The organism is Nocardioides sp. (assembly GCF_036401255.1).
Classification (GTDB): domain Bacteria; phylum Actinomycetota; class Actinomycetes; order Propionibacteriales; family Nocardioidaceae; genus Nocardioides.
This window is the reverse complement of the sequence record NZ_DASWVI010000161.1, coordinates 1-20,487: the sequence shown is the minus strand read 5'-3', so window position 1 is coordinate 20,487 and position 20,487 is coordinate 1. Positions and strand designations below refer to the sequence as shown.

The 20,487-nt window shown below is 70.2% G+C and carries 19 protein-coding genes; 6 read left to right on the top strand and 13 right to left on the bottom strand.

The features are described from left to right. The 4 genes from VGD85_RS07720 to dxr form a co-directional block, all read right to left on the bottom strand. Positions 1-198, bottom strand: a 198-nt coding sequence (locus VGD85_RS07720) for a DUF4081 domain-containing protein (RefSeq protein WP_331062870.1), incomplete at its 3' end; no start/stop codon positions are given. A gap of 106 nt (positions 199-304) precedes the next feature. Then, positions 305-1,456, bottom strand: a complete 1,152-nt coding sequence (ispG, locus tag VGD85_RS07715) for a flavodoxin-dependent (E)-4-hydroxy-3-methylbut-2-enyl-diphosphate synthase (protein WP_331062869.1) — start codon at positions 1,454-1,456, stop codon at positions 305-307. Between the two features lie 24 nt (positions 1,457-1,480). Then, positions 1,481-2,842 carry a M50 family metallopeptidase gene (locus VGD85_RS07710; RefSeq protein ID WP_331062868.1) on the bottom strand — a complete coding sequence of 454 codons (1,362 nt, stop codon included), beginning with the start codon at positions 2,840-2,842 and terminating at the stop codon, positions 1,481-1,483. Next, the gene (gene dxr, locus VGD85_RS07705; protein WP_331062867.1) at positions 2,839-3,936 is read right to left on the bottom strand and encodes a 1-deoxy-D-xylulose-5-phosphate reductoisomerase; all 1,098 of its coding nucleotides are present in this window, start codon (positions 3,934-3,936) and stop codon (positions 2,839-2,841) included. The genes VGD85_RS07710 and dxr overlap by 4 nt, the downstream gene beginning before the upstream one ends. A gap of 110 nt (positions 3,937-4,046) precedes the next feature. Here dxr and gabT point away from each other — a divergent pair, with 110 nt between their 5' ends. Genes gabT through VGD85_RS07690 form a run of 3 tightly spaced genes read left to right on the top strand, consistent with a single transcriptional unit; the run spans position 4,047 to position 7,478 of the window. Beyond that, entirely contained in the window at positions 4,047-5,399 is a 1,353-nt protein-coding gene (gene gabT, locus VGD85_RS07700; protein ID WP_331062866.1) for a 4-aminobutyrate--2-oxoglutarate transaminase, read from the top strand. Between the two features lie 57 nt (positions 5,400-5,456). Then, positions 5,457-7,241: an N-acyl-D-amino-acid deacylase family protein gene (locus VGD85_RS07695; RefSeq protein WP_331062865.1), complete on the top strand. Its 1,785-nt coding sequence runs from the start codon at positions 5,457-5,459 to the stop codon at positions 7,239-7,241. Positions 7,242-7,271: 30 nt separating this feature from the next. Then, positions 7,272-7,478, top strand: coding sequence for a hypothetical protein (locus VGD85_RS07690; protein ID WP_331062864.1), 207 nt, complete (start codon positions 7,272-7,274; stop codon positions 7,476-7,478). Between the two features lie 73 nt (positions 7,479-7,551). On the opposite strand, the gene VGD85_RS07685 is transcribed toward VGD85_RS07690, so the two are convergent. Genes VGD85_RS07685 through VGD85_RS07650 form a run of 8 tightly spaced genes read right to left on the bottom strand, consistent with a single transcriptional unit; the run spans position 7,552 to position 16,017 of the window. After that, a complete protein-coding gene (locus tag VGD85_RS07685) occupies positions 7,552-8,751 on the bottom strand; it encodes an acyl-CoA dehydrogenase family protein (protein WP_331062863.1) in 1,200 nt (399 codons plus the stop codon). Between the two features lie 24 nt (positions 8,752-8,775). Then, a complete protein-coding gene (locus tag VGD85_RS07680; RefSeq protein WP_331062862.1) occupies positions 8,776-9,927 on the bottom strand; it encodes an acyl-CoA dehydrogenase family protein in 1,152 nt (383 codons plus the stop codon). Beyond that, positions 9,927-10,838, bottom strand: coding sequence for a 3-hydroxyacyl-CoA dehydrogenase family protein (locus VGD85_RS07675; RefSeq protein ID WP_331062861.1), 912 nt, complete (start codon positions 10,836-10,838; stop codon positions 9,927-9,929). Before VGD85_RS07675 ends, VGD85_RS07680 begins: the two co-directional genes overlap by 1 nt. After that, complete coding sequence (locus tag VGD85_RS07670) at positions 10,835-11,614, bottom strand: enoyl-CoA hydratase/isomerase family protein (RefSeq protein WP_331062860.1); 780 nt, start codon at positions 11,612-11,614, stop codon at positions 10,835-10,837. Before VGD85_RS07670 ends, VGD85_RS07675 begins: the two co-directional genes overlap by 4 nt. 40 nt (positions 11,615-11,654) lie before the next feature. Beyond that, positions 11,655-13,271: an AMP-binding protein gene (locus VGD85_RS07665; RefSeq protein ID WP_331062859.1), complete on the bottom strand. Its 1,617-nt coding sequence runs from the start codon at positions 13,269-13,271 to the stop codon at positions 11,655-11,657. A 14-nt stretch (positions 13,272-13,285) separates the two neighbouring features. Then, a complete protein-coding gene (locus VGD85_RS07660; protein ID WP_331062858.1) occupies positions 13,286-14,026 on the bottom strand; it encodes a 3-oxoacyl-ACP reductase family protein in 741 nt (246 codons plus the stop codon). A 33-nt stretch (positions 14,027-14,059) separates the two neighbouring features. Next, positions 14,060-15,208, bottom strand: a complete 1,149-nt coding sequence (locus tag VGD85_RS07655; protein ID WP_331062857.1) for an acyl-CoA dehydrogenase family protein — start codon at positions 15,206-15,208, stop codon at positions 14,060-14,062. Positions 15,209-15,219: 11 nt separating this feature from the next. Further along, positions 15,220-16,017 (bottom strand): enoyl-CoA hydratase/isomerase family protein, encoded by a 798-nt coding sequence (locus tag VGD85_RS07650; RefSeq protein ID WP_331062856.1) that lies wholly within the window; start codon positions 16,015-16,017, stop codon positions 15,220-15,222. 139 nt (positions 16,018-16,156) lie between these two features. Between VGD85_RS07650 and VGD85_RS07645 the strand changes: the two genes are divergently transcribed. Beyond that, positions 16,157-16,822 (top strand): TetR/AcrR family transcriptional regulator, encoded by a 666-nt coding sequence (locus VGD85_RS07645; RefSeq protein ID WP_331062855.1) that lies wholly within the window; start codon positions 16,157-16,159, stop codon positions 16,820-16,822. Positions 16,823-16,901: 79 nt separating this feature from the next. Here VGD85_RS07645 and VGD85_RS07640 read toward each other — a convergent pair whose 3' ends face one another. Next, on the bottom strand, positions 16,902-18,164 hold the full coding sequence (locus tag VGD85_RS07640) for a DUF222 domain-containing protein (RefSeq protein WP_331062854.1): 1,263 nt from the start codon (positions 18,162-18,164) through the stop codon (positions 16,902-16,904). 213 nt (positions 18,165-18,377) lie between these two features. Here VGD85_RS07640 and VGD85_RS07635 point away from each other — a divergent pair, with 213 nt between their 5' ends. Then, positions 18,378-20,030 (top strand): helicase, encoded by a 1,653-nt coding sequence (locus tag VGD85_RS07635; protein ID WP_331062853.1) that lies wholly within the window; start codon positions 18,378-18,380, stop codon positions 20,028-20,030. A gap of 65 nt (positions 20,031-20,095) precedes the next feature. Further along, a partial coding sequence (locus tag VGD85_RS07630) for a DUF2510 domain-containing protein (protein WP_331062852.1) occupies positions 20,096-20,487 on the top strand: 392 nt, incomplete at its 3' end.

Below are 20,487 nucleotides of genomic sequence, written 5' to 3'. Positions count from 1 at the left end.
CTCGCACACCGGCACGAGGTTGGCCCCCGCCCAGCAGAGGGCCACCAGCCGTCCGTCGCGTTCGTGGCCCCACAGCGTGGAACCACCGCGCACCGCACCGGCAGCCACGGCGGCCTCGACCCGGGACGCGGCGAGGACGCTGGCCACGGGGTCCACGGCGCACAGCCGCGCAGCCTCTGTCAGGTCGACGTCGGTCACGACCGACCGTCTCGCGGCAGCGTCGGTGCGCCAACGTCCCATCCGCCGATTGTGCACCATCCGGCTGTGCGTGCCGGGGCGCACCCGAGGTGTCGTCGGGGCCCCGTCAGGAGACGGAGACCACCGGGGCGCCGCCCTCGACGGCCTCCATCGACTCGGCGATGCGCATGGCCTCCTCGATGAGCGTCTCGACGATCTGCGACTCGGGGACCGTCTTGACGACCTCGCCCTTGACGAAGATCTGGCCCTTGCCGTTGCCCGAGGCGACGCCGAGGTCCGCCTCGCGCGCCTCACCGGGCCCGTTGACGACGCAGCCCATGACGGCGACGCGCAGCGGCACCTCGAGGCCCTCGAGGCCGGCGGTGACCCTCTCGGCCAGGGAGTACACGTCGACCTGGGCACGGCCGCAGGACGGGCACGAGACGATCTCGAGCTTGCGCGGTCGCAGGTTGAGCGCCTGGAGGATCTGGATGCCGACCTTGACCTCCTCGACCGGCGGGGCCGAGAGGGACACCCGGATCGTGTCGCCGATCCCCTGGCTCAGCAGGGCGCCGAAGGCGGTGGCGGACTTGATCGTCCCCTGGAACGCCGGCCCGGCCTCGGTGACCCCGAGGTGCAGCGGCCAGTCGCCCCTCTCGGAGAGCATCTCGTACGCCCGCACCATGATCACCGGGTCGTTGTGCTTCACCGAGATCTTGAAGTCGTGGAAGTCGTGCTCCTCGAAGAGGGATGCCTCCCACACCGCGGACTCGACGAGCGCCTCGGGCGTGGCCTTGCCGTACTTCTCCAGCAGTCGCTTGTCGAGCGAGCCGGCGTTGACGCCGATCCGGATCGAGGTGCCGCGGTCCTTGGCGGCGCGCGCGATCTCCTTGACCTGGTCGTCGAACTTGCGGATGTTGCCCGGGTTGACCCGGACCGCCGCGCACCCGGCGTCGATGGCGGCGAAGACGTACTTGGGCTGGAAGTGGATGTCGGCGATGACCGGGATCTGCGACTTGGCCGCGATCGCAGGCAGTGCGTCCGCGTCGTCCTGGCTCGGGCAGGCCACGCGGACGATGTCGCAGCCGGTGGCGGTGAGCTCGGCGATCTGCTGCAGGGTCGCGTTGATGTCCGAGGTGAGCGTCGTGGTCATCGACTGGACCGAGACCGGGTGGTCGCTGCCGACGCCGACCTTGCCGACCTTGATCTGGCGGGTCTTGCGGCGCGGAGCCAGCACCGGCGGGGGCGCTTCGGGCATGCCGAGGCTGATCGCAGTCATGACTCCGATGGTATGGCCGGGAGCCTAGGACGCGAGGTGGAGGGGTACGACGAGGTCGCCCACGATCAGCACCACGCCCATGACGAGCAGCACCGAGGCGACGGCGTACGCGACCGGGAGCAGCTTGGCGACGTCGACGTACCCCGGGTCGGGCCGGCCGCGGAGCCGGGCGAACCCGCGCCGCACGGCCTCCCACAGCGCGCCCGCGATGTGGCCGCCGTCCAGCGGCAGCAGCGGGATGAAGTTGAACATCCCGATGAAGAAGTTGAAGCCCGCGATCAGCGACAGCAGGTAGACGGCCTTCTCGGTGACCGGGAAGTCCTCGTGGGAGACGGTCTCGCCCGCGATCCGGCCGCCGCCGACGATGCTCACCGGGCTGTCGATCGAGCGCTCCTCCACCCCGGCGATCGCCTTGGCGACGCCCCAGACCTTCACCGGGAGGGTGCTCAGCGCCTTGACCGTCGTGACCGTCATGTCGCCCATCTGGTCGAGGGTGTAGAGCGGGCCGCCGGTGGTAATGACCTCGTGGGTGGTCGGGGTGACGCCGAGGAAGCCGACCTGGCGCAGCGACTCGTCGGTCTCGGAGGTCGGCCGCGCCTCGACCGTGGTGCTGGTGGTGCCGGTCAGCGCCCGGCCGTCACGCTCGTAGCCGATGACGGCCTCGCCGTCGTCGTTGCCGCGGATCAGCGTGCGCAGCTGGTCCCAGTCGGTGATCGGGGTGCCGTTGAAGCTGGTGATCACGTCGCCGGGTCGCAGCCCGGCCTCCACTGCGGGCGTGACCGGGTCGGAGTCCTGGCAGGCCCGGCCGCTCTCGGCGTACGGGATCACGCACTGCGAGACCTCGTCGATCACCGGTGCGCCCGCGTCGGGCTCGGCGGTGCGCAGCCCGTAGAGGCCGAAGATCCCCCAGAAGATGAAGAACGCGATCAGCAGGTTGACCGTGGGCCCGCCGGCCATCACGACGACCTTCTTCCACCAGGTCATCTTGTAGAAGAGCCGCTCGGAGTCCTCGGGCTTGATCGTCTCCCACTCCGCGGCGCGGGCGTCGGAGATCAGCTGGGTGAACATGCCGGTGTTGGACTTGCGGACCTTGACGACCTGGTTGCCCTCGGCGTCGACGGTGACCTCGTCGGCCACCTCCTCGGCGCCCGGCGGCAGCATCCCGACGATCTTGACGTAGCCGCCGAGCGGGATCGCCTTGACGCCGTACTCGGTCTCGCCGACGCGCTTGCTCCACACGGTCGGGCCGAAGCCGATGAAGTACTGCGTGACCTTCCCGCCGAACCTCTTGGCCGGGATCATGTGGCCGAGCTCGTGCAGGCCGATCGAGGCCAGGATGGCGACCACGAAGATCACCACGCCCAACACGTAGAACAGGGCGGTCATCGGGTCCCTTCGATCAGGTCGCGGGCACAGGCGCGTGCCCAGTCGTCGGCGGCGAGGATGTCCTCGATCGTCACCTCCGAGGGTACGTCGTGACGGCTGAGAACGCCCTGAACCGTCGAGACGATCTCGGTGAACGCGAGCGCGCCGGTGCGGAAGGCGTCCACGGCGACCTCGTTCGCCGCGTTGTAGACCGCCGGGGCGGTGCCGCCCCGCTCCCCCGCCTCACGGGCGAGCGCCACCGCCGGGAACGCCGCGTCGTCGAGAGGGAAGAACTCCCAGGTCTCGGGCCGGCTCCAGTCGACCGGGGGCGCGGCGTCGGGCACCCGGTCGGGCCAGGAGAGGCCGAGCGCGATCGGGATCAGCATCGTGGGCGGGCTGGCCTGCACGAGCGTCGAGCCGTCGACGAACTCCACCATCGAGTGCACGACGCTCGTCGGGTGCACGACGACCTCGATCCGGTCGAAGGGAATGCCGAACAGCAGGTGCGCCTCGATGACCTCGAGGCCCTTGTTGACCAGCGTCGCGGAGTTGATCGTCACGACCGGCCCCATGCTCCAGGTCGGGTGCGCGAGCGCCTGCTCGACGGTGACCTCGGCGAGCTCCTCGCGGCTGCGGCCGCGGAACGGACCGCCGCTCGCGGTGAGCACGAGCCGGCGTACCTCGTCCGCCCTGCCGCCCCGCAGGCACTGCGCGATCGCGCTGTGCTCGGAGTCGACGGGCACGATCTGGCCCGGCTTGGCCCGCTCGAGCACCAGCGGGCCGCCCATGATCAGCGACTCCTTGTTGGCCAGCGCGAGGGTGTTGCCGGCGTCGAGCGCGGCCAGCGTCGGGCGCAGGCCGACCGCGCCGGTGATGCCGTTGAGCACGACGTCGCAGGGCCGGGAGGCGGCCTCGACGCTCGCGTCCTCCCCCAGTCCCGAGAAGAGATCGGGGTACGCCGGCGCGAGCTCGGCCACCTGGCGCTCGAACAGCTCGGGGTTCGAGCCGCCGGCGGTCAGCGCCACGACCCGGAAGCGGTCGGGGTTGGCGCGCACGATGTCCAAGGCCTGGGTGCCGATCGACCCGGTGCTGCCGAGGATGGCGACGTCTCTCACTCCCCCAGTCTCCCGCACCCGCGCGCCATCACTGAATCCACGTCTCTACCGCCGAAATCGTCAGCCTTACCCCCTCCCGGAGACGGATTCCGGCGAGATAGCCTCCTCGCATGACCGATTCTGCTGTCGCCGCCGTGGGCGGACCCACCCTCCCCCAGGAGCGCCGGCTCGTCACCGAGATCCCCGGCCCGCGCTCCCTGGAGCGCCTCGAGCGCAAGCGCGCGCACGTCGCGGACGGCGTTGGCACGATGCTGCCGGTGTTCGTCGAGGCGGCGGGCGGCGGCGTGCTCGTCGATGTCGACGGCAACTCGCTGATCGACCTCGGCTCGGGCATCGCGGTCACGACCGTCGGCAACGCCGCCCCGGCGGTGGCGCGCAACGTGCACGCCCAGGTCGACGCGTTCACGCACACCTGCTTCATGATCACGCCGTACGACGGCTACGTGGACGTGTGCGCCGAGCTGGCCTCGCTCACCCCCGGGGACCACGCGAAGAAGAGCGCTCTGTTCAACTCCGGCGCCGAGGCGGTCGAGAACGCCGTCAAGATCGCCCGCGCCGCGACCGGCAAGGACGCGGTGGTCGTGTTCGACCACGCCTACCACGGCCGCACGAACCTCACGATGGCGATGACCGCAAAGAACATGCCCTACAAGCACGGCTTCGGGCCGTTCGCGGGCGAGGTCTACCGGGCGCCGATGTCCTACCCGCTGCGCGACGGGCTCAGCGGCGCCGAGGCCGCGGCCCGGGCGATCGACGTCATCGACAAGCAGGTCGGCGCGGCCAACCTGGCCTGCATCGTGATCGAGCCGATCCAGGGCGAGGGCGGGTTCGTCGTCCCGGCGCCGGGCTTCCTGCCGGCGCTCGCCGCCTGGGCGCGCGCCAACGACGTGGTGTTCGTCGCCGACGAGATCCAGTCGGGCTTCTGCCGCACCGGCGACTGGTTCGCCTGCGACCACGAGGGCGTCGTGCCCGACGTGGTGACGACCGCGAAGGGCATCGCCGGCGGCCTGCCGCTCGCCGCGGTCACGGGCCGCGCGGAGCTGATGGACGCCGTGCACGTGGGCGGCCTCGGCGGGACGTACGGCGGCAACCCGATCGCATGCGCCGCCGCGCTCGGCTCGATCGAGGAGATGCGCGAGCACGACCTCTCCGCACGCGCGCGGGCGATCGGCTCCCGGATGCGGTCGCGGCTCGAGGCGCTGGCGGCCGAGCACGCCGTGATCGCCGAGGTGCGCGGCCGGGGCGCGATGATGGCGATCGAGCTGTGCCACCCGGGGACCACCGACCCCGACCCGGTGCGCACGGCCGCGGTCTCGGCGTACTGCCATCAGCAGGGGGTCGTCACGCTCACGTGCGGCACGTGGGGCAACGTGTTCCGGTTCCTGCCGCCGCTCTCGATCGGCGACGACCTGCTCGACGAGGGCTTCGACGTGGTGGCGGAGGCGTTCGCGGCGACGGCCTGAATATCGGACTCGATGTGACCATTGACACGCGTCAACTGGAACCTGTTCCATGCCCGCATGGCCTTCGACGCGATCATCAGGAACGGGCGCTGGTTCGACGGCACCGGCGCCCGCTCCGCCATCCGTGACCTCGGCATCCGCGAGGGCCGCGTGGTCGCGGTCAGCGAGGAGCCGCTGGACGCCACCGGCTGCCCCGCGGTCGTCGATGCCACCGGCCGGTGGGTGATCCCGGGCCTGGTGGACATCCACACCCACTACGACGTCGAGGTGCTGGAGGGGCCGGGGCTGGCGGAGTCGGTGCGGCACGGCGTCACCACGTTGCTGCTGGGCTCGTGCTCGCTCTCGACCATCCACGTCGGCGGGGTCGACGCCGGGGACCTGTTCGGCCGGGTGGAGGCGATCCCCCGCCAGCACGTGATCAGCGCGGTCGAGAAGCACAAGACCTGGACCGGCGCCGAGGAGTACGTCGCCGCGCTGGAGTCGCTGCCGCTCGGGCCCAACCTGGCGGCGTTCATCGGGCACTCCGACATGCGCACGGCGACGATGGGCCTGGACCGGGCCACCCGCAAGGAGGTCCGGCCGAGCCGCCGCGAGCAGGCCCGGATGGAGCGGATGCTCGACGAGGCCCTCGACGCCGGCTTCGTCGGCATGTCCGCCCAGCAGCTGCTCTTCGACAAGCTGGACGGCGATCTGTGCCGCTCGCGCACGCTGCCCTCGACGTACGCGAAGTGGCGCGAGATGCGCGGCCTGCGCTCGATCCTGCGCCGCCGGCGGCGCGCGCTGCAGGCCGGCCCGGACGCGAGCCACCCGCACACGATCGTCACCCAGGCGCTCGGCTCGATCGGGCTGTTCGGGCGGGCACCGCTGCGCACCAGCCTGCTGTCGGCCGCCGACATCAAGGCGATCCCGTTCGTGATCCACCTGATGCGGCCGCTCGCGTGGTTGGTCAACCGGCTCGGCGCGGACTTCCGTTGGCAGCACCTGCCCGTGCCGTTCGAGGTGTACGCCGACGGCATCGACCTGGTGATCTTCGAGGAGTTCGGCTCGGGCGCGGCGGCCCTGCACCTGCAGGAGAAGCTCGCCCGCGACGAGCTGATGCGCGACCCGGAGTACCGCAAGCGGTTCCGCAAGGACTACGAGAGCAAGTACGGCCCGCGGGTGTGGCACCGCGACTTCTTCGACGCCGAGATCGTCGAGTGCCCCGACGCGAGCGTGATCGGCAAGTCGTTCGGCCAGGTCGGGGTCGAGCGGGGCGGCAAGCACCCGGTCGACGCGTTCCTCGACCTGGTCCTCGAGCACGGCACCGCGATCCGGTGGCGCACGACGATCTCCAACCACCGCCCGGAGGTGCTGCGCAAGCTCGCCGCCGACTCCGGCATCCAGATCGGGTTCTCCGACGCGGGCGCGCACCTGCGCAACATGGCGTTCTACAACTTCGGCCTGCGCCTGCTCAAGCACGTCCGCGACGCCGAGCGCGCCGGCCGGCCGTTCATGAGCGTCGAGCACGTCGTGCACCGGCTGACCGGCGAGCTGGCGGACTGGTACCGCATCGACGCCGGCCACCTGCGCGTCGGCGACCGCGCCGATGTCGTCGTGATCGATCCTGCGCACCTCGACGCTTCCTTGGAGGACTACTGCGAGTCCCCCGTCGAGCAGTACGGCGGGCTCTCGCGCATGGTCAACCGCAACGACGCCGCCGTCCCGGCCGTGTTCATCGCCGGGCGGCGGGTCGTCGCCGACGGTGAGCCCACTCCCCTGCTGGGCCGGGAGCGCACCGGCAGCTTCCTGCGGGCGGAGCAGAGCGCCACGGTTCCCACCACGGCGGCCGAGAAGGCTTCGTGACCTCGTGACCCCGCACGGCCCGAGGAGGCCGTGCGCGGCCTGTGGCGCACGCTGTCCCAGCGCGACTACGACCGCATCGCCGAGTGGGTGACCGACGACTGCATCTACCTCGACGTGCCCGTCGGCCCGACGCTCGCCGCCCGCGGTCCCGTCGACATCGCCAAGCGGTTGCAGGTGGGGTTCGCTGGCGGCGTACGAGAACCACGACGGGTGTACGACGCGAGTGGTGATCTGTAGCAGGCCGCGCCATTGTCGGCGGCATCAGCCTCACATGGTCGCGCTCTGGGACTGTGCCCGACTCGTCCGGCCGTCAGCGAAACGCGGCTTGGCCGGTGAGGAGCTGGCCGAGGACCAGCGTATGCATCTCGACGGTGCCTTCGTAGGTGAGGACCGACTCGAGGTTGTTCATGTGCCGGATGACCGGGAACTCGAGCGAGATGCCGTTGCCGCCGAGGATCGTGCGGGCGGTGCGGCAGATCTCCATCGACTCACGGACGTTGTTGAGCTTCCCGATCGAGACCTGTTCGGGACGCAGCAAGCCTGCGTCCTTGCGGCGACCGAGGTGGACGGCGAGCAGGTATCCCTTGATGTACTCGAGGCTCATGTCGGCCAGCTTCTGCTGGGTCAGCTGGAAGCCGCCGATCGGACGGCCGAACTGGTGACGCTCGATCGAGTACTGGCGCGCGACCTCGAGGCTGGAGCGGGCCGCCCCGAGGGCACCCCAGGTGATGCCGTAGCGCGCCTCGTTGAGCGCGGAGAGGGGACCCTTCAACCCACGGACCTCGGGGAGGACCGCATCTGCGGGCAGGCGGACGTCGTCCAGCACGAGTTCGCCGGTCGCCGAAGCTCGGAGCGACATCTTGTGCTTGATCTCGGGGGCGGAGAAGCCGGGCGTGTCAGTGGGCACGACGAAACCACGAATTCCCTCGTCGGTCTGCGCCCACACCACGGCGACGTCGGAGTAGGGGGCGTTGGAGATCCATGTCTTGCGTCCGTTGAGGATCCAGTCTGTGCCGTTCCGCCGGGCCCGGGTGGTCATGGATCCGGGGTCCGAGCCGTGGTCGGGCTCGGTCAGGCCGAAGCAACCGATCGCGTCGCCTGCGGCCATGCGGGGCAGCCATTCGCGCTTCTGCTCCTCGGGTCCCCAGCGCCAGATGGAGAACATGGCGAGCGATCCCTGTACCGAGACGAGTGACCGCAGGCCGGAGTCGGTGGCCTCGATCTCGAGGCACGCCAGGCCGTACTCGGTCGCGCTCATGCCGGCGCAGCCGTAGCCGTCGAGGTGCATGCCGAGGACACCGAGCTCGCCGAGGCCCCGGGCCAGCTCGCGGATGACGGGGATCTCTCCGTTCTCGAACCACTCGGTGATGTAGGGCTCGGCTTCCTTGTCGAGGAAGGATCGTACGGCGGAGCGGACCGACTTCTCGTCGTCGGTGAGCAGGCTGTCGAGATCCGCAGGGTCGGTCGGGTCGGGTGCCGGAAGGTCCATCGGGTCCGCGTGGCTGGTCATGGTTGCTCCTGGGGGCGAAGAGGATCAGAGGAAGGCGGAGATGCCGGTCTCGGCGCGACCGATGAGCAGCTTCTGGATCTGGCTGGTGCCTTCGTACAGTGTCATGACGCGCGCGTCGCGCATGTACTTCTGGACGGGGTACTCGTCGACGTAGCCGTAGCCGCCGAAGGCCTGGATCGCGAGGTTGGCAGCCTTCACGGCCTTCTCGGAGGCGAAGTACTTCGCCTTGGACGCCTCGACTCCGAACGGCTCACCCTTCTCGACAAGGGAGGCCGCGCGCCAGGTGAGCAGTCGGGCTGCGTCTGCGTCGACGGAGATCTCGGCGATCATGTCCTGGATCATCTGGAACGATGCGAGGGGACGACCGAACTGAAGGCGCTCCTGTGAGTAGGAGACGACGGCTTCGAGGCAGCCCTGGATGATGCCTGTGCAGCCGGCGCCGACCGAGATCCGGCCCTTGTCGAGCGACTTCATCGCGAAGGCGAAGCCGTCGCCTTCGTTGCCGACCATCGCGGAGGCGGGGACCCGCACCTTGTCGAAAGACAGCTCCGCGGTGGCCTGGCCGCGTAGCCCGAGCTTGCCGTGGATCTCGGTGCGGGTGAAGCCCGGGCTGTCGGTTGGGACCAGGAAGGCGGAGATCCCCTTGGGGCCAGGACCGCCGGTGCGGGCGAAGACCATGCAGACGTCGGCCCAGGTGCCGTTGGTGATGAAGATCTTGGAGCCGGTGATGAGCCAGTCGCCGCCGTCCTTGACTGCCCGGGTCTTGAGGTTGCCGGCGTCCGAGCCGGTGTCGGGCTCGGTGAGGCCGAAGCAGCCGAGCTTGGTGCCGCTCGCGATCCCGGGGAGCCACTCCTGCTTCTGCTCCTCGCTGCCGTGGTCGAGGAGGACCTTGCCGAACAGCCCCATGGAGACCGAGACGATACCGCGGACCGAGGAGTCGGCACGTCCGAGCTCCTCCATGCCGATGCAGTAGGTGATGTAGTCGCCGCCGACGCCGCCGTACTCCTCGGGGATGGTGAGGCCGAAGAACCCGAGTTCGCCCAGCTTGGGGATGATGTCGGTGTCGACGGACTCGCGGCGGTCCCATTCGGCGCGGTAGGGCACCACCTCCTTGTCGAGGAAGTCGCGGGCGAGCTGCTGGAAGGCGAGCTGGTCCTCAGTGAGGCTGATGTCCATCAGTGCGTTCCCTTCAGGCTGGCCAGGTCAGTGGTCGCGGTGCGGTTGCCGTCGTCGTCGTAGACGTAGAAGCCGCGGCCGGTCTTGCGACCGAGGTCGCCCCTCTCGACGAGGGCGGTGACGGTGGCAGAGGGGGCGTCGGCGGGGTCGCCGGTCTCTTCGTAGCGTGCGGTCTTGGTGAGGTAGCCGATGTCGATGCCGGTGAGGTCCATCAGCTCGAACGGGCCCATCGGATAGCCGAGGGCGGTGCGGGCTGCGGTGTCGATGGCCGCGACGTCGGCGTAGCCGCCTTCGAGGAGCCGGATGGCCTCGTCGCGGACGGCGCCCAGCAGCCGGTTCGCGACGAAGCCCGGGATCTCGCGGTCGAGGACGACAGGGGTCTTGCCGATCTGCTCGACGAACTCCAGCGCCGTGCGCACGGCGTCGTCGGAGGTGTCCGGGCCCCGGACCACCTCGACGCACCTCATCACCAGCGCCGGGTTGAAGAAGTGCAGGTTGAGGAAGCGGTCGGCACGTGCGGTGGCGGTGGCCATCGCCGATGGCACGAAGCTGGAGGAGTTGCTGGCCAGGATGGTCCGCGGCGGACACAGGTCGTCGAGCCGCGCGAAGAGGTCGCGCTTGGCTGGGAGCTTCTCCACGATCGCCTCGATGACCAGGTCGACGTCGGCCGCATGCTCGTCGAGCACCGTGGCGATGGTGAGTCGGGACAGGGCGGCTCGGGTCGCCTCCGCGGTCCGGCGGCCTTTCGCGACCTGGGCCGTCATCCGCAGGGCGAGCTGTTCCACCGCCCGGTCGAGCGTGGCCTGGTCCACGTCGTAGAGGCCCACGGTGCAGCCGGACAATGCCGCGACCATGGCGATCTGGGAGCCCATGGCGCCGGCGCCGGTGACCAGCACGGTCTCGATGCTCATCGTCCGCTCCATTCCGGCGTCCGCTTGGCGAGGAAGGACTCGGCACCTTCGCGTTTGTCCGCGGTCGTGTAGAGCAGGGATTGCGCGAGCTGCTCCACGACGAGGCCGGTACGTCGGTCGGCGTCCATGCCGGTGCGGATCACCAGCTTGGCGAGCCGCACGGCCAGGGGGCCCTTGGCGAGGATCGCAGCCGCGACCTGCCGCGCCGTCGCGAGCAGCTGGTCGGGTTCGGTGACCCGGGTGACGAGTCCGGCCCTCAGCGCTTCGCCGGCATCGAGCATCCGCCCGGTGAGGATCAGGTCGATGGCCAGGCCCTCGCCGACCAGCCGGCTCATCCGTTGGGTGCCACCCGCGCCCGGCAGCACCGACAGGTTGGTCTCGGGCAGGCCGAAGCGAGCGGTGGCGGCAGCGATCCGGAGGTCGCACGCCATCGCCAGCTCGCAGCCGCCTCCCAGGGCGTAACCGTTGACGGCTGCGATGGTCGGCTTCTCGAATGCCTCGAGCTCGTCGTAGAGCCGCTGCATCGAGGAGGTCAGGCCGGCGTGCAGGTCGTAGTGCTGGAGCTGGCCGATGTCAGCGCCTGCGGCGAAAGCCTTCTCACCGGCGCCGGTGATGACGACGATGCCGACCGAGTCGTCGTCGCGGAGCTCGCCGAGGGCGGCCCGGAGGTCGGCCTGGACCTGGGCGTTGATCGCGTTGCGCACGTCGGGGCGGTTGAGCGTGATGATCGCGACGCGGTCGTCGGTGTCGACGAGGAGGGTCTCGTAGGTGCTCATGGCCGCTCCAGGAGGAGGGAGATGCTTGGCCGACGCACGCTCATTCGGCCACCTCCGCGCGCAGCTGGAACTTCTGGATCTTGCCACTCGGGGTCTTGGGGAAGTCTTCGAGCAGGACCAGCTTCTCGGGCCAGTACTGCTTGGCCAGACCCTTCTCGGCGAGGAACGCCTGCATCTGCTCGAAGGTGAGCTCCGTCCACCCGGGGGCCAGGACGACGCAGGCGCACGCCCGCTCCTGCAATCGTGGATCGGGGATGGCGACCACGGCGATTGAGGCGATGCCGGGGTGCTCGTAGAGGACGTTCTCGACGTAGGCGACCGGGATGTTCTCCCCGCCGCGGATGATGACGTCCTTCGTGCGACCGGAGATCCGGAGGTAGCCGTCCTGGTCGATGTGGGCGAGATCGCCGGTGTCGAACCAGTCGCCGCGATCGTCGTCGGCAGGGAGCATCAGTTCGCGAGCCATCTCGAGCCGCTCGGCGTAGCCGACGAAGAGGAACGGGCCGCGAACCTGGAGGGCACCCTCCTGACCGGCGGGTGCGACGGTCCCGAACGGGTCGACGACGCGGATCTCCATGCCGGGCCACGGGTAGCCGTCGGTCTCGATGACCTTCTCCTCGGGATCACCTGGGATGCCGATCGTGACCAGGCCCTCCTCGGTCTGACCCCACCCTCCGACCACGACCAGGCCGGGGAGGAGTGTCTTCGCCTCGCGAACCATCGTCCGCGGGATCGGAGCACCCATGCAGCAGAAGCGAACCAGGCTGCTGGTGTCGTGGTCGGCCAGGTTGGGGGCAGTGACCAGGTCGTGCAGGAAGGGTGTTGCGGCCGAGGTGTAGGTGATCTTGTGCCGCTCGACCAGCTCGACGAACGTGCCCGCGTCCCAGACGTCCTGGAGCACGCAGGTCGCACCGTTCTGCACGTTGAGGCGTGCGCCGTACAGGAAGCCGGTGAGGTGCGCCAATGTCGAGGCCATGTGCAGCACGCTGTCCGCACCGACGCCCAACCGGCCGGGCAGCGGGTCGTTGGCGGCGACCATCGTGTTGTGGGTGTGCATCACGCCCTTGGGCTCTCCCGTGGTGCCTGAGGTGAAGATCAGCAAGGTGACGTCGTTGGGATCCGGCCGGAGCGCGGCCAGATCCGCGGCATCGTCCCCGCCAGCCCTCAGCTGGTCCCAGGAGTCGGTGCCCAGCACGACCATCTCGGGGCCGAAGTCCCACTCGGCGCGCAGGCCTTCGATCATCGTGGGGTAGTCGAAGCCGCGGAACTCTTGCGGCACCACGATCACCTTCGACCTCGCCAGCTCGACCATGAAGCCGACCTCGCGCTCCCGGTAGATCGGGATCAGCGGGTTGCTGACCGCCCCGATTCGGGTGGCGGCGTAGTGGACCACGATCCACTCGATCCAGTTCGGGATCTGGAAGGAGACGACGTCACCAGAGCCGATGCCCTTCGCCAGCAGCCCCCGGGCGACCGCGTCGACCTCGGCCCTCAGCTCGGCGAAGGTGATCTGCCGACGGCTGTCGACGAAGGCGACCTTGTCGGGGGTGGCCTCGGCGTACTCGTCGAGGAAGTCGGTGATCACCTTGTCGCGCCAGAAGCCGGCGCCGGTCTCCCGGGCGATGCGCTCGGGAGTCAGGAGGGTCTCGAAGGACATGGCGTGCACTCCGCTCAGCTCATGGTCAAGCCGCCGCTGACGCTGACGGTCTGGCCGGTGATGAAGGCGGCCTCGTCGGAGGCCAGGAACGCCACGGCGTTCGCGAGGTCCTCGGGCTGGCCGAGCCGCTTGAGCGGGATCGCCTTGGTCAGCGCAGCTCGAAGCCCCTCCCCGCCGATCGAGGCGAACAGCTCGGTGTCGGTCGGACCGGGCGAGACGCAGTTGGCGGTCACGCCGGTCCGGGCCATCTCACGCGCGATCGTCTTGGTGAACGCGATCACGCCACCCTTGGCGGCGGAGTAGACCGCCTCGCCAGAGGAACCCACGCGACCTGAGTCCGAGCCGATGTTCACGACCCGGCCGTAGCCCTGCTCGGCCATCACGGGGAGGACTGCGTGACAGGTGTGGAGCTGGCCGTAGAGGTTGATTTGGATGATCCGGTCCCACGTCGCGACCTCGGAGTCCACGAACGGCTCTGCCTTGTCCCAGCCGGCGTTGTTGACCAGGACGTCGATCCTGCCGAACTGCTCCTTGACCTGGGCCACGGTCGCGTCGACCGAGGGCTTGTCGGTGACGTCGAGCTGCATCCCGATCGCACCGCCGCCGAGCCCGTCGGCCGTCTCCTTGGCGCCGGTCTCGTTGAGGTCGGTGACTACGACGGTCGCGCCCTCGGCCGCGAGCTTGGTGGCGATCGCTTTGCCGATGCCCTGGGCGGCGCCGGTCACGATCGCGATCTTGTTCTCGAGCTTGCCCATGGTGGTGTCCTTGTCTTCGTCGGTCGAGGGAGCTCAGGGCGCGTAGGAGCGGCCGAGGAGGTTGCGGGAGATGACGAGTTTGGAGACCTGCGCGGTGCCGTCGCCGATCTCGAGGCCGATGACGTCACGCAGGCGCTGGCCGACCTTGTGCTCGGTGGAGTAGCCGACGTGGCCCAGGGTCAGCAGGCACTGGTGGATGACGTCGACGGCGAGCTTGGGCGCCCAGAACTTCGCCATCGCGGCCTCGGCGCTGTGCTCCCGGTCGGTGTCCTTGCGCCAGAGCGCCTCGTAGCAGACGTGGCGGGCGCCGGCGACGTACGTCGCACACTCCGCGAGCGGGAACGACACGCCCTGGAAGCTGCCGATCGGCTTGCCGAACGCCATCCGGTCACGCGACCACTGGAGGGCCTCGTCGAGGCTCTGCTGGGCGGCGCCGAGGCAGAGCAAGCCGATGATGGCGCGGGAGTAGTCGAAGCCCTGCATCACCGAGACGAAGCCACCGCCCTCCTCGCCGATCAGCTCGGCGCGGGTGACCCGGACGTCGTCGAAGTGGATCGACGCCCGACCGATCGCACGACTTCCGAGGTCGTCGAAGGCGCTGCGGGAGATGCCGGGGTCGCTCAGGTCGACCCAGAAGGCGCTCACGCCGCGGGCGCCGGGGCCCCCGGTTCGCGCCAGGACGACCGCGGCGTCGGCTGCCATGCCGAGGGTGATCGAGGTCTTTTCGCCGTTGAGCACCCAGGCGCCGTCACCGTCGGGGGTTGCCTTGAGGCTCAGGCTGGCTGCGTCGGTCCCGGCCCCCGGCTCGGTGATCATGATGCAGGGGACGATGTCGCCGGACGCGATGCCGGGGAGCCACGCGCTCTTCTGCTCGTCGGGACAGTTGCGCACCAGGATGTCGCTGATCAGTGCCGTGTTGATGATCAGGTAGCCGGCGTTGAAGTCGGCGCGGCCGACCTCCTCGGCGGCGATCCCGGCGACCACGGCGGTCGCGTCCTGGCCGCCGTACTCCTCCGGGATGCGAAGTCCGGTCAGGCCCATCTGCGCCATGTCGAGCGCCTGCTGGCGCCGGAACTCGGCCGCCTTGTCGTCCGCCTGGTAGTGCGGCGCCAGGACCTTCTCGGCCCATCGCGCGACCTCCGCGCGAAAGGTCTCTTCGTCCTCGTCGAACCCGTAGTGCATGCCGGTCGCCCTCAGCGTGCCGACGGGAAGGCGGGCTCGCGCTTCTCCTGCAGAGCCGTGTAGCCCTCGACGACATCGGGGGCCATGAAGCACAACATCTCGTAAGCCGCCGACTGGTCGAAGATCGGCGAGGCCTGGCGGACCCAGCTGTTCAGGGTGCGCTTGGTGAGGCGGATCGCCTGCTGCGCGCCGGTGGCCATCACCTGGGCGACGCGCATGGCCTCCTCGAGCACCTGGTCGCGCGGAAGCGCCTTGCTGACCAGCCCGATCCGCTCGGCCTCGGAGCCGGTGAGCATCTCGCCGGTCATCAGGTAGTAGCGCGACTTCGCCATGCCGCACAGCAGCGGCCAGATGATCGCGGCGTGGTCTCCGGCCGCCACGCCGAGCTTGACGTGGCCGTCACCGAGCTTCGCGTCCTCGGCCATGATCGAGATGTCCGCAAGCAGCCCGACGACGGTCCCGGCGCCGACCGACACGCCGTTGATCGCGGACACGATCGGCTTCTCGCAGTTGATGATGTTGTAGACCATGTCGCTCATCTCGCGGAGCATGTGGTCGACACGTTCGTGGTCGCCGGCCAGGCGGGAGACCATGTCGAGGTCGCCGCCGGCGCTGAACGCCTTACCGGCACCCGTGATGACCGCGACCCGGGTCTCCTTGTCGTCGGAGACATCGCGGAAGACCCGGGCGAGCTCGCCGTGCATCTCTTCATCCGTCGCGTTGTACTTCTCGGGACGATCCATGGTGATCAGCAGGACGCCGTTGTCGTGCCGGGTGAAGCTCAGCTGCTTGTAGCTCTTGAAGTCCACGACTTGCTCCCGATCGAATCAGTGAATCTGGGTTCAGTGCAAATGAACGTAGATTCATTTTGGATGGCTGTCAATGCCTCCACGGCCCAAGGTCTGCCCTAGGATGAATCTCGGTTCACCCCGGCTGAGAGGAACCCGGATGCCCGCCACCTCCATCGATCACGCGCAAGACGCTGCGCGTCAAGTGCTGGTCGAGCAGCGCTCACGCCAGCTGCTCGACGCTGCCGCCCGGCTGATGGAGCGCGAGGGCTCCGAGGCCGTCTCCATGCAGGCGCTGGCCAGCGAGGCCGGGGTGAGCGTCGGGCTGATCTACCGGTACTTCGGCAGCAAGGACGACGTGCTGCTCGCCGTCATCCTTCAAGTGCTGGACGCCTTCGCGGTGGAGGTGCCGCGTGCGATCCAAGCAGCCGGCGATGACCCGATTCGTCGCCTGGCGGGCGCATTCGCGGCGTACTGCCGGGTCATCGACGAGCACCGCCACGCGGCCGTACTCACGTACCGCGAGTCGAAGTCGCTCGATGCGGCAGGCCGCGAGCGCATCAAGCGCCTGGAGGTCGAGACAAGCGAACCCTTGCGCGCTGCCGTGCGTGCCGGAGTGGAGTCCGGAGCGCTCCGCGCCTCCGACCCCGATCTCGTGGCCTACAACCTCTTGCTGCTCGCCCACGCCTGGGCGCTCAAGCACTGGTACTTCGAGAAGACGATGACGCTCGAGAACTACATCAGTGCACAAGTGGCGCTCGCGCTCAGCGCTGTCATCGCTCCTACCCAGAAGCGGAAGTACGCCGACCTGTTGTCGCCAAGCTGACCTGGCCGACCGAAGAGGGCTCAGACCTCTACGCACACGATGCGTCACTCCGCCGCCATGGACGCGCCCGCGACAGTGGTCAGCCGACGAGGGCCCAGTGGCCTTCCCAGAGCTGCTGATACGCGCCGCGGCGGAGGCCGACGACGGGTGGGGCGTGGGAGGTGTAGGTGTGCCCGGTCGGCGTGGTGATCTCGACCGTGTGGGTGTCGCCGGGGCTGGGACGGGCGCGCCAGCCGATGCCCTGTTTCGCGTGGTTGCAGGACACGCAGAGGCCTTGGGCGTCCGCGGCGTCGGTGATGCCGGTGTCAATCCAGTCGGTGACGTGGTCGCCGTGCCGGATCGGGGCGTTGCACCACGGGCTGCGGCACCACTGGTCGCGGTGGCGGATGAACCGGGCCAGGTTGCGGCGCAGGAGACGCTGGCGGGAGTCCATGGCGACCAGCTCCCCGGTCGAGGGACTCGTGAACAGCCGGCGTAGCCAGATCCGGGTCTTCGCGTCCCCGGCGGCGAGGATCAGGTCGCGGGCGAGTCCGGCGGGGATGGGGCCGTGGTCCTCGATGTGGGCGGTGTCGTGGGCACCGGCGAGCAGCGCCTGGTCGGTCATCACCAGCCCGATCGAGACCGGCACCACGGGCCGGCCGGTCTCGTCGGTCGACCCGGTGACCCGGGCGACCAGGGTGTCGGCCATGACCTGCCCCCGCGAGTGGGGGTCGCCCGTGGCGACCGCGGTGTCGGCCTCGACCTTGAGGGTGGCGTAGCAGGCCACGGCCTGCGCGACCGGGAGCAGCACGGTCAGGTAGGCCATGGTGTCCGGCGCGGGCCGCACGCTCACGTGCCGCTCGGCCTCGGCGCGACGGCGCCGCTCGGCCACCGAGGCGGGGTCGAGGCGGGCGGCGAGCTTGCGCAGCTCGTGCAGCACGACCCGGTCGGAGCAGGACTCCAGGGCCTCGGGGTCCCCCGCGATCGCCCGGTCGACCGAGCGGCGGTCCTCCAGCGACAGGCACGCCGTCTCGCGGGCGATCATCATCGCGCGCCACTCGGTGATCCGGCCCTGCTCGAACGCCGCCCGGGTGCAGGGCAGCTCACGCTCCAGCACCGTGGCCAGCGCGAGGTGCCGGCGGCCCCGGTGGGGCGACTCGCGGCGCGCCAGCGCGACCTGCTCCGCGATCCCCCGACCCTGCCGGGCCGCCGGCTCACCACGGTCGGCGGCCCGGGCTCGCTGCGAGCGGTCGAGCGCGGCGGCCAGTCGGGCCTGGCGCGCCTGGGCCGCGCAGACCAAGACTTCGAGGTCGCGGATCTGGTCGATCTTCGCGGCGTCGTCCTCGGGCAGCGCAGCGCTCACGAGAGCGTCGACGGAACCCGAGAGGCGATCGGGGGTGGTTTCGAGGCTCGCTTCGCTCGCACCTCAACCACCGCGGGCGCGGATCTGGCGAGCCGGCGCTGGTGGCGGCACGCGTCCCGGTAGCGTCCTGGGGTGGCCAGTCGTCGCAGATCCGGTGCCGGCCGGCGCGGCTCGTCACCGCGTCGGAAGGCGTCCAGGAGTCAGCAGCGGCCGTTGCCGTTCGCCGGACCCGGCGAGCGGCTGTGGGTGCTCGACGTCCCCTACGGGACCCAGGTCGACGGCGCGAGCTGGCAGCCCGCGGTCAAGACGCACCTGTACGTCGGGCGCGCCCTGCCGGCCCACCTCGCGCCGTACGCGCCGGGACCGCACACCCTCGGCCGGTTCATCGAGAACACCCTCAACCCCGAGACCCCACAACCCATCCCCCAGCCGACCGACACGCTCGAGCCCCGGCGGCTCCAGTTCGAGGCGGCCGACGCGATCGCGGCGCGCGCAGCGGCGGGTGGACGCCAGTTCCTGCTGGCTGACGAGCCGGGCGTCGGCAAGACGATCTCCGCCGTCCTCGGCGCGTCGGCCGTCGCCGACCTGCGTGGCGGACGACGGGTGCTCGTCGTCGCCGACCGGCCGGCCGCGATCACCATCGGCCACTGGTGCCGCACGATCACGGCGCTCGGTGACGGCGGACTCGAATGGGTCGTGATCACGTGGGACCGGCTCGAGAAGGTCAAGGACCACACCTGGGACGTGATCATCGCCGACGAGGCTCACGCACTGCGGCGTACGACGACGAAGCGGTGGAAGCACTGGACGCGGATCTCGGGACACAGCAAGCCGCACGACACGGCGCCGTTCGTCATCGCGACGACCGCGACACCGGGCCACACGCCGCTGGAGCTGCCCTACCTCGCGCCCGCCTATGCGCAGGTGCTCGGCGAGCCGATGCGGGAGTGGACCTCGGCGACCCAGCCCGGCGCGACGTTCGCCGCCGCGCTCGAGCGCGGCGGCGTCGGGGTCGAGCAGGGCCGGTACGGCGCGGCCTGGACGACCGACCCGGCGCGACGCGCCGCCGACCTCAAGCTGGTGCGCGGCTGGCTCGCCGACGAGCGTCCCCCGGCGATGCTGCACCGCGCGGCGCCCTGGGGCCCGGTGCCGATCTCCGGGATGCCGGTGGCGCTCACGCCGGCGGAACGGGCGGCGTACGAGGCCGAGTGGGGTGAGTTCTGCCGTGAGATGGACATCGCGCGACGCGGCCGCAACGTCGCCAGGGGCCGGGCCGCGTTGCTGCGCTTCCGGCAGAAGGCCGGGCTGATCCGGGTCGACTCGACGGTCGCCTGGATCGCCCAGCAGGTCGAGGCCGATCGGCAGGTCGCGTGCTCGGTCGAGTTCGTCGCGACCGCCGCCGACCCCATCACCGACCGGCTGCGTGACGCGGGCCTCGAGGTCGCCACGATCTACGGCCGCGACCGGTTCGACGCCGAGGCCGAGCGGCTCAGGTTCCAGACGGGGCAGGCGAAGGTCTGCGTCTTCACCACGGTCGCCTCGATCAGCCTGCACGCCGGCGAGACCCTCACCGACGGCCGCCAGGCGAGCTCCGAGCCGCGGGTCGGCGTCTTCCACCAGGCGCGCTTCTCGGGCATCGCCGGACGGCAGGTGACCGGGCGCACCCACCGCGACCACCAGGTCTCGCCCTGGCACATCGCGTACGCCGAGGGCACGGTCGAGGAGCGGGTCGGCCGGGTGATGGTGGAGCGGATCGCCGCCGCGTCCGACACCGTCGGGAGCGACACCACCGGCCTCGCGGACCTCGCCCAGCTGCTCGGAGCCGACTGGCTGCCACCCACGAGCCTGACCGAGGACGGCACCTGAGTGCGCCCGGATCGAGCAGCCTTAGCCTGACCGGACACACGATCGCGCGGACAGAGGGGTTGCAGATGTCGAACACTCCAGCCGGCTGGTACGACGACGGCTCGGGAACGGGCAGGAAGCGCTGGTGGGACGGCCAGAGCTGGACCGACCGGTTCGAGGCGCCACCCGAGGGCGGCGGCGTCGCTGGAGTCGCCAACCGGATCCAGCAGAGCGCGGCCGCCGGCGCTCAGCCTCGGCCCGCCGCGCCAGGCGCGAGCTATGTGGTGCTCCAGGTCATCCTCAAGGAGAAGCTCTGGGGCACGGGCTCGGGCAACCTCACCGAGCTGGAAGGCGTGCTGAACCGTCAGGCCGCCCTCGGCTACCGGCTGCACACCATCACCACCGCCGCGTCCGGGAGCAAGGGACTCGGCGGCGGAGACCGGATCCAGGCGACCATGGTGTTCGAGAAGGTCGGGTA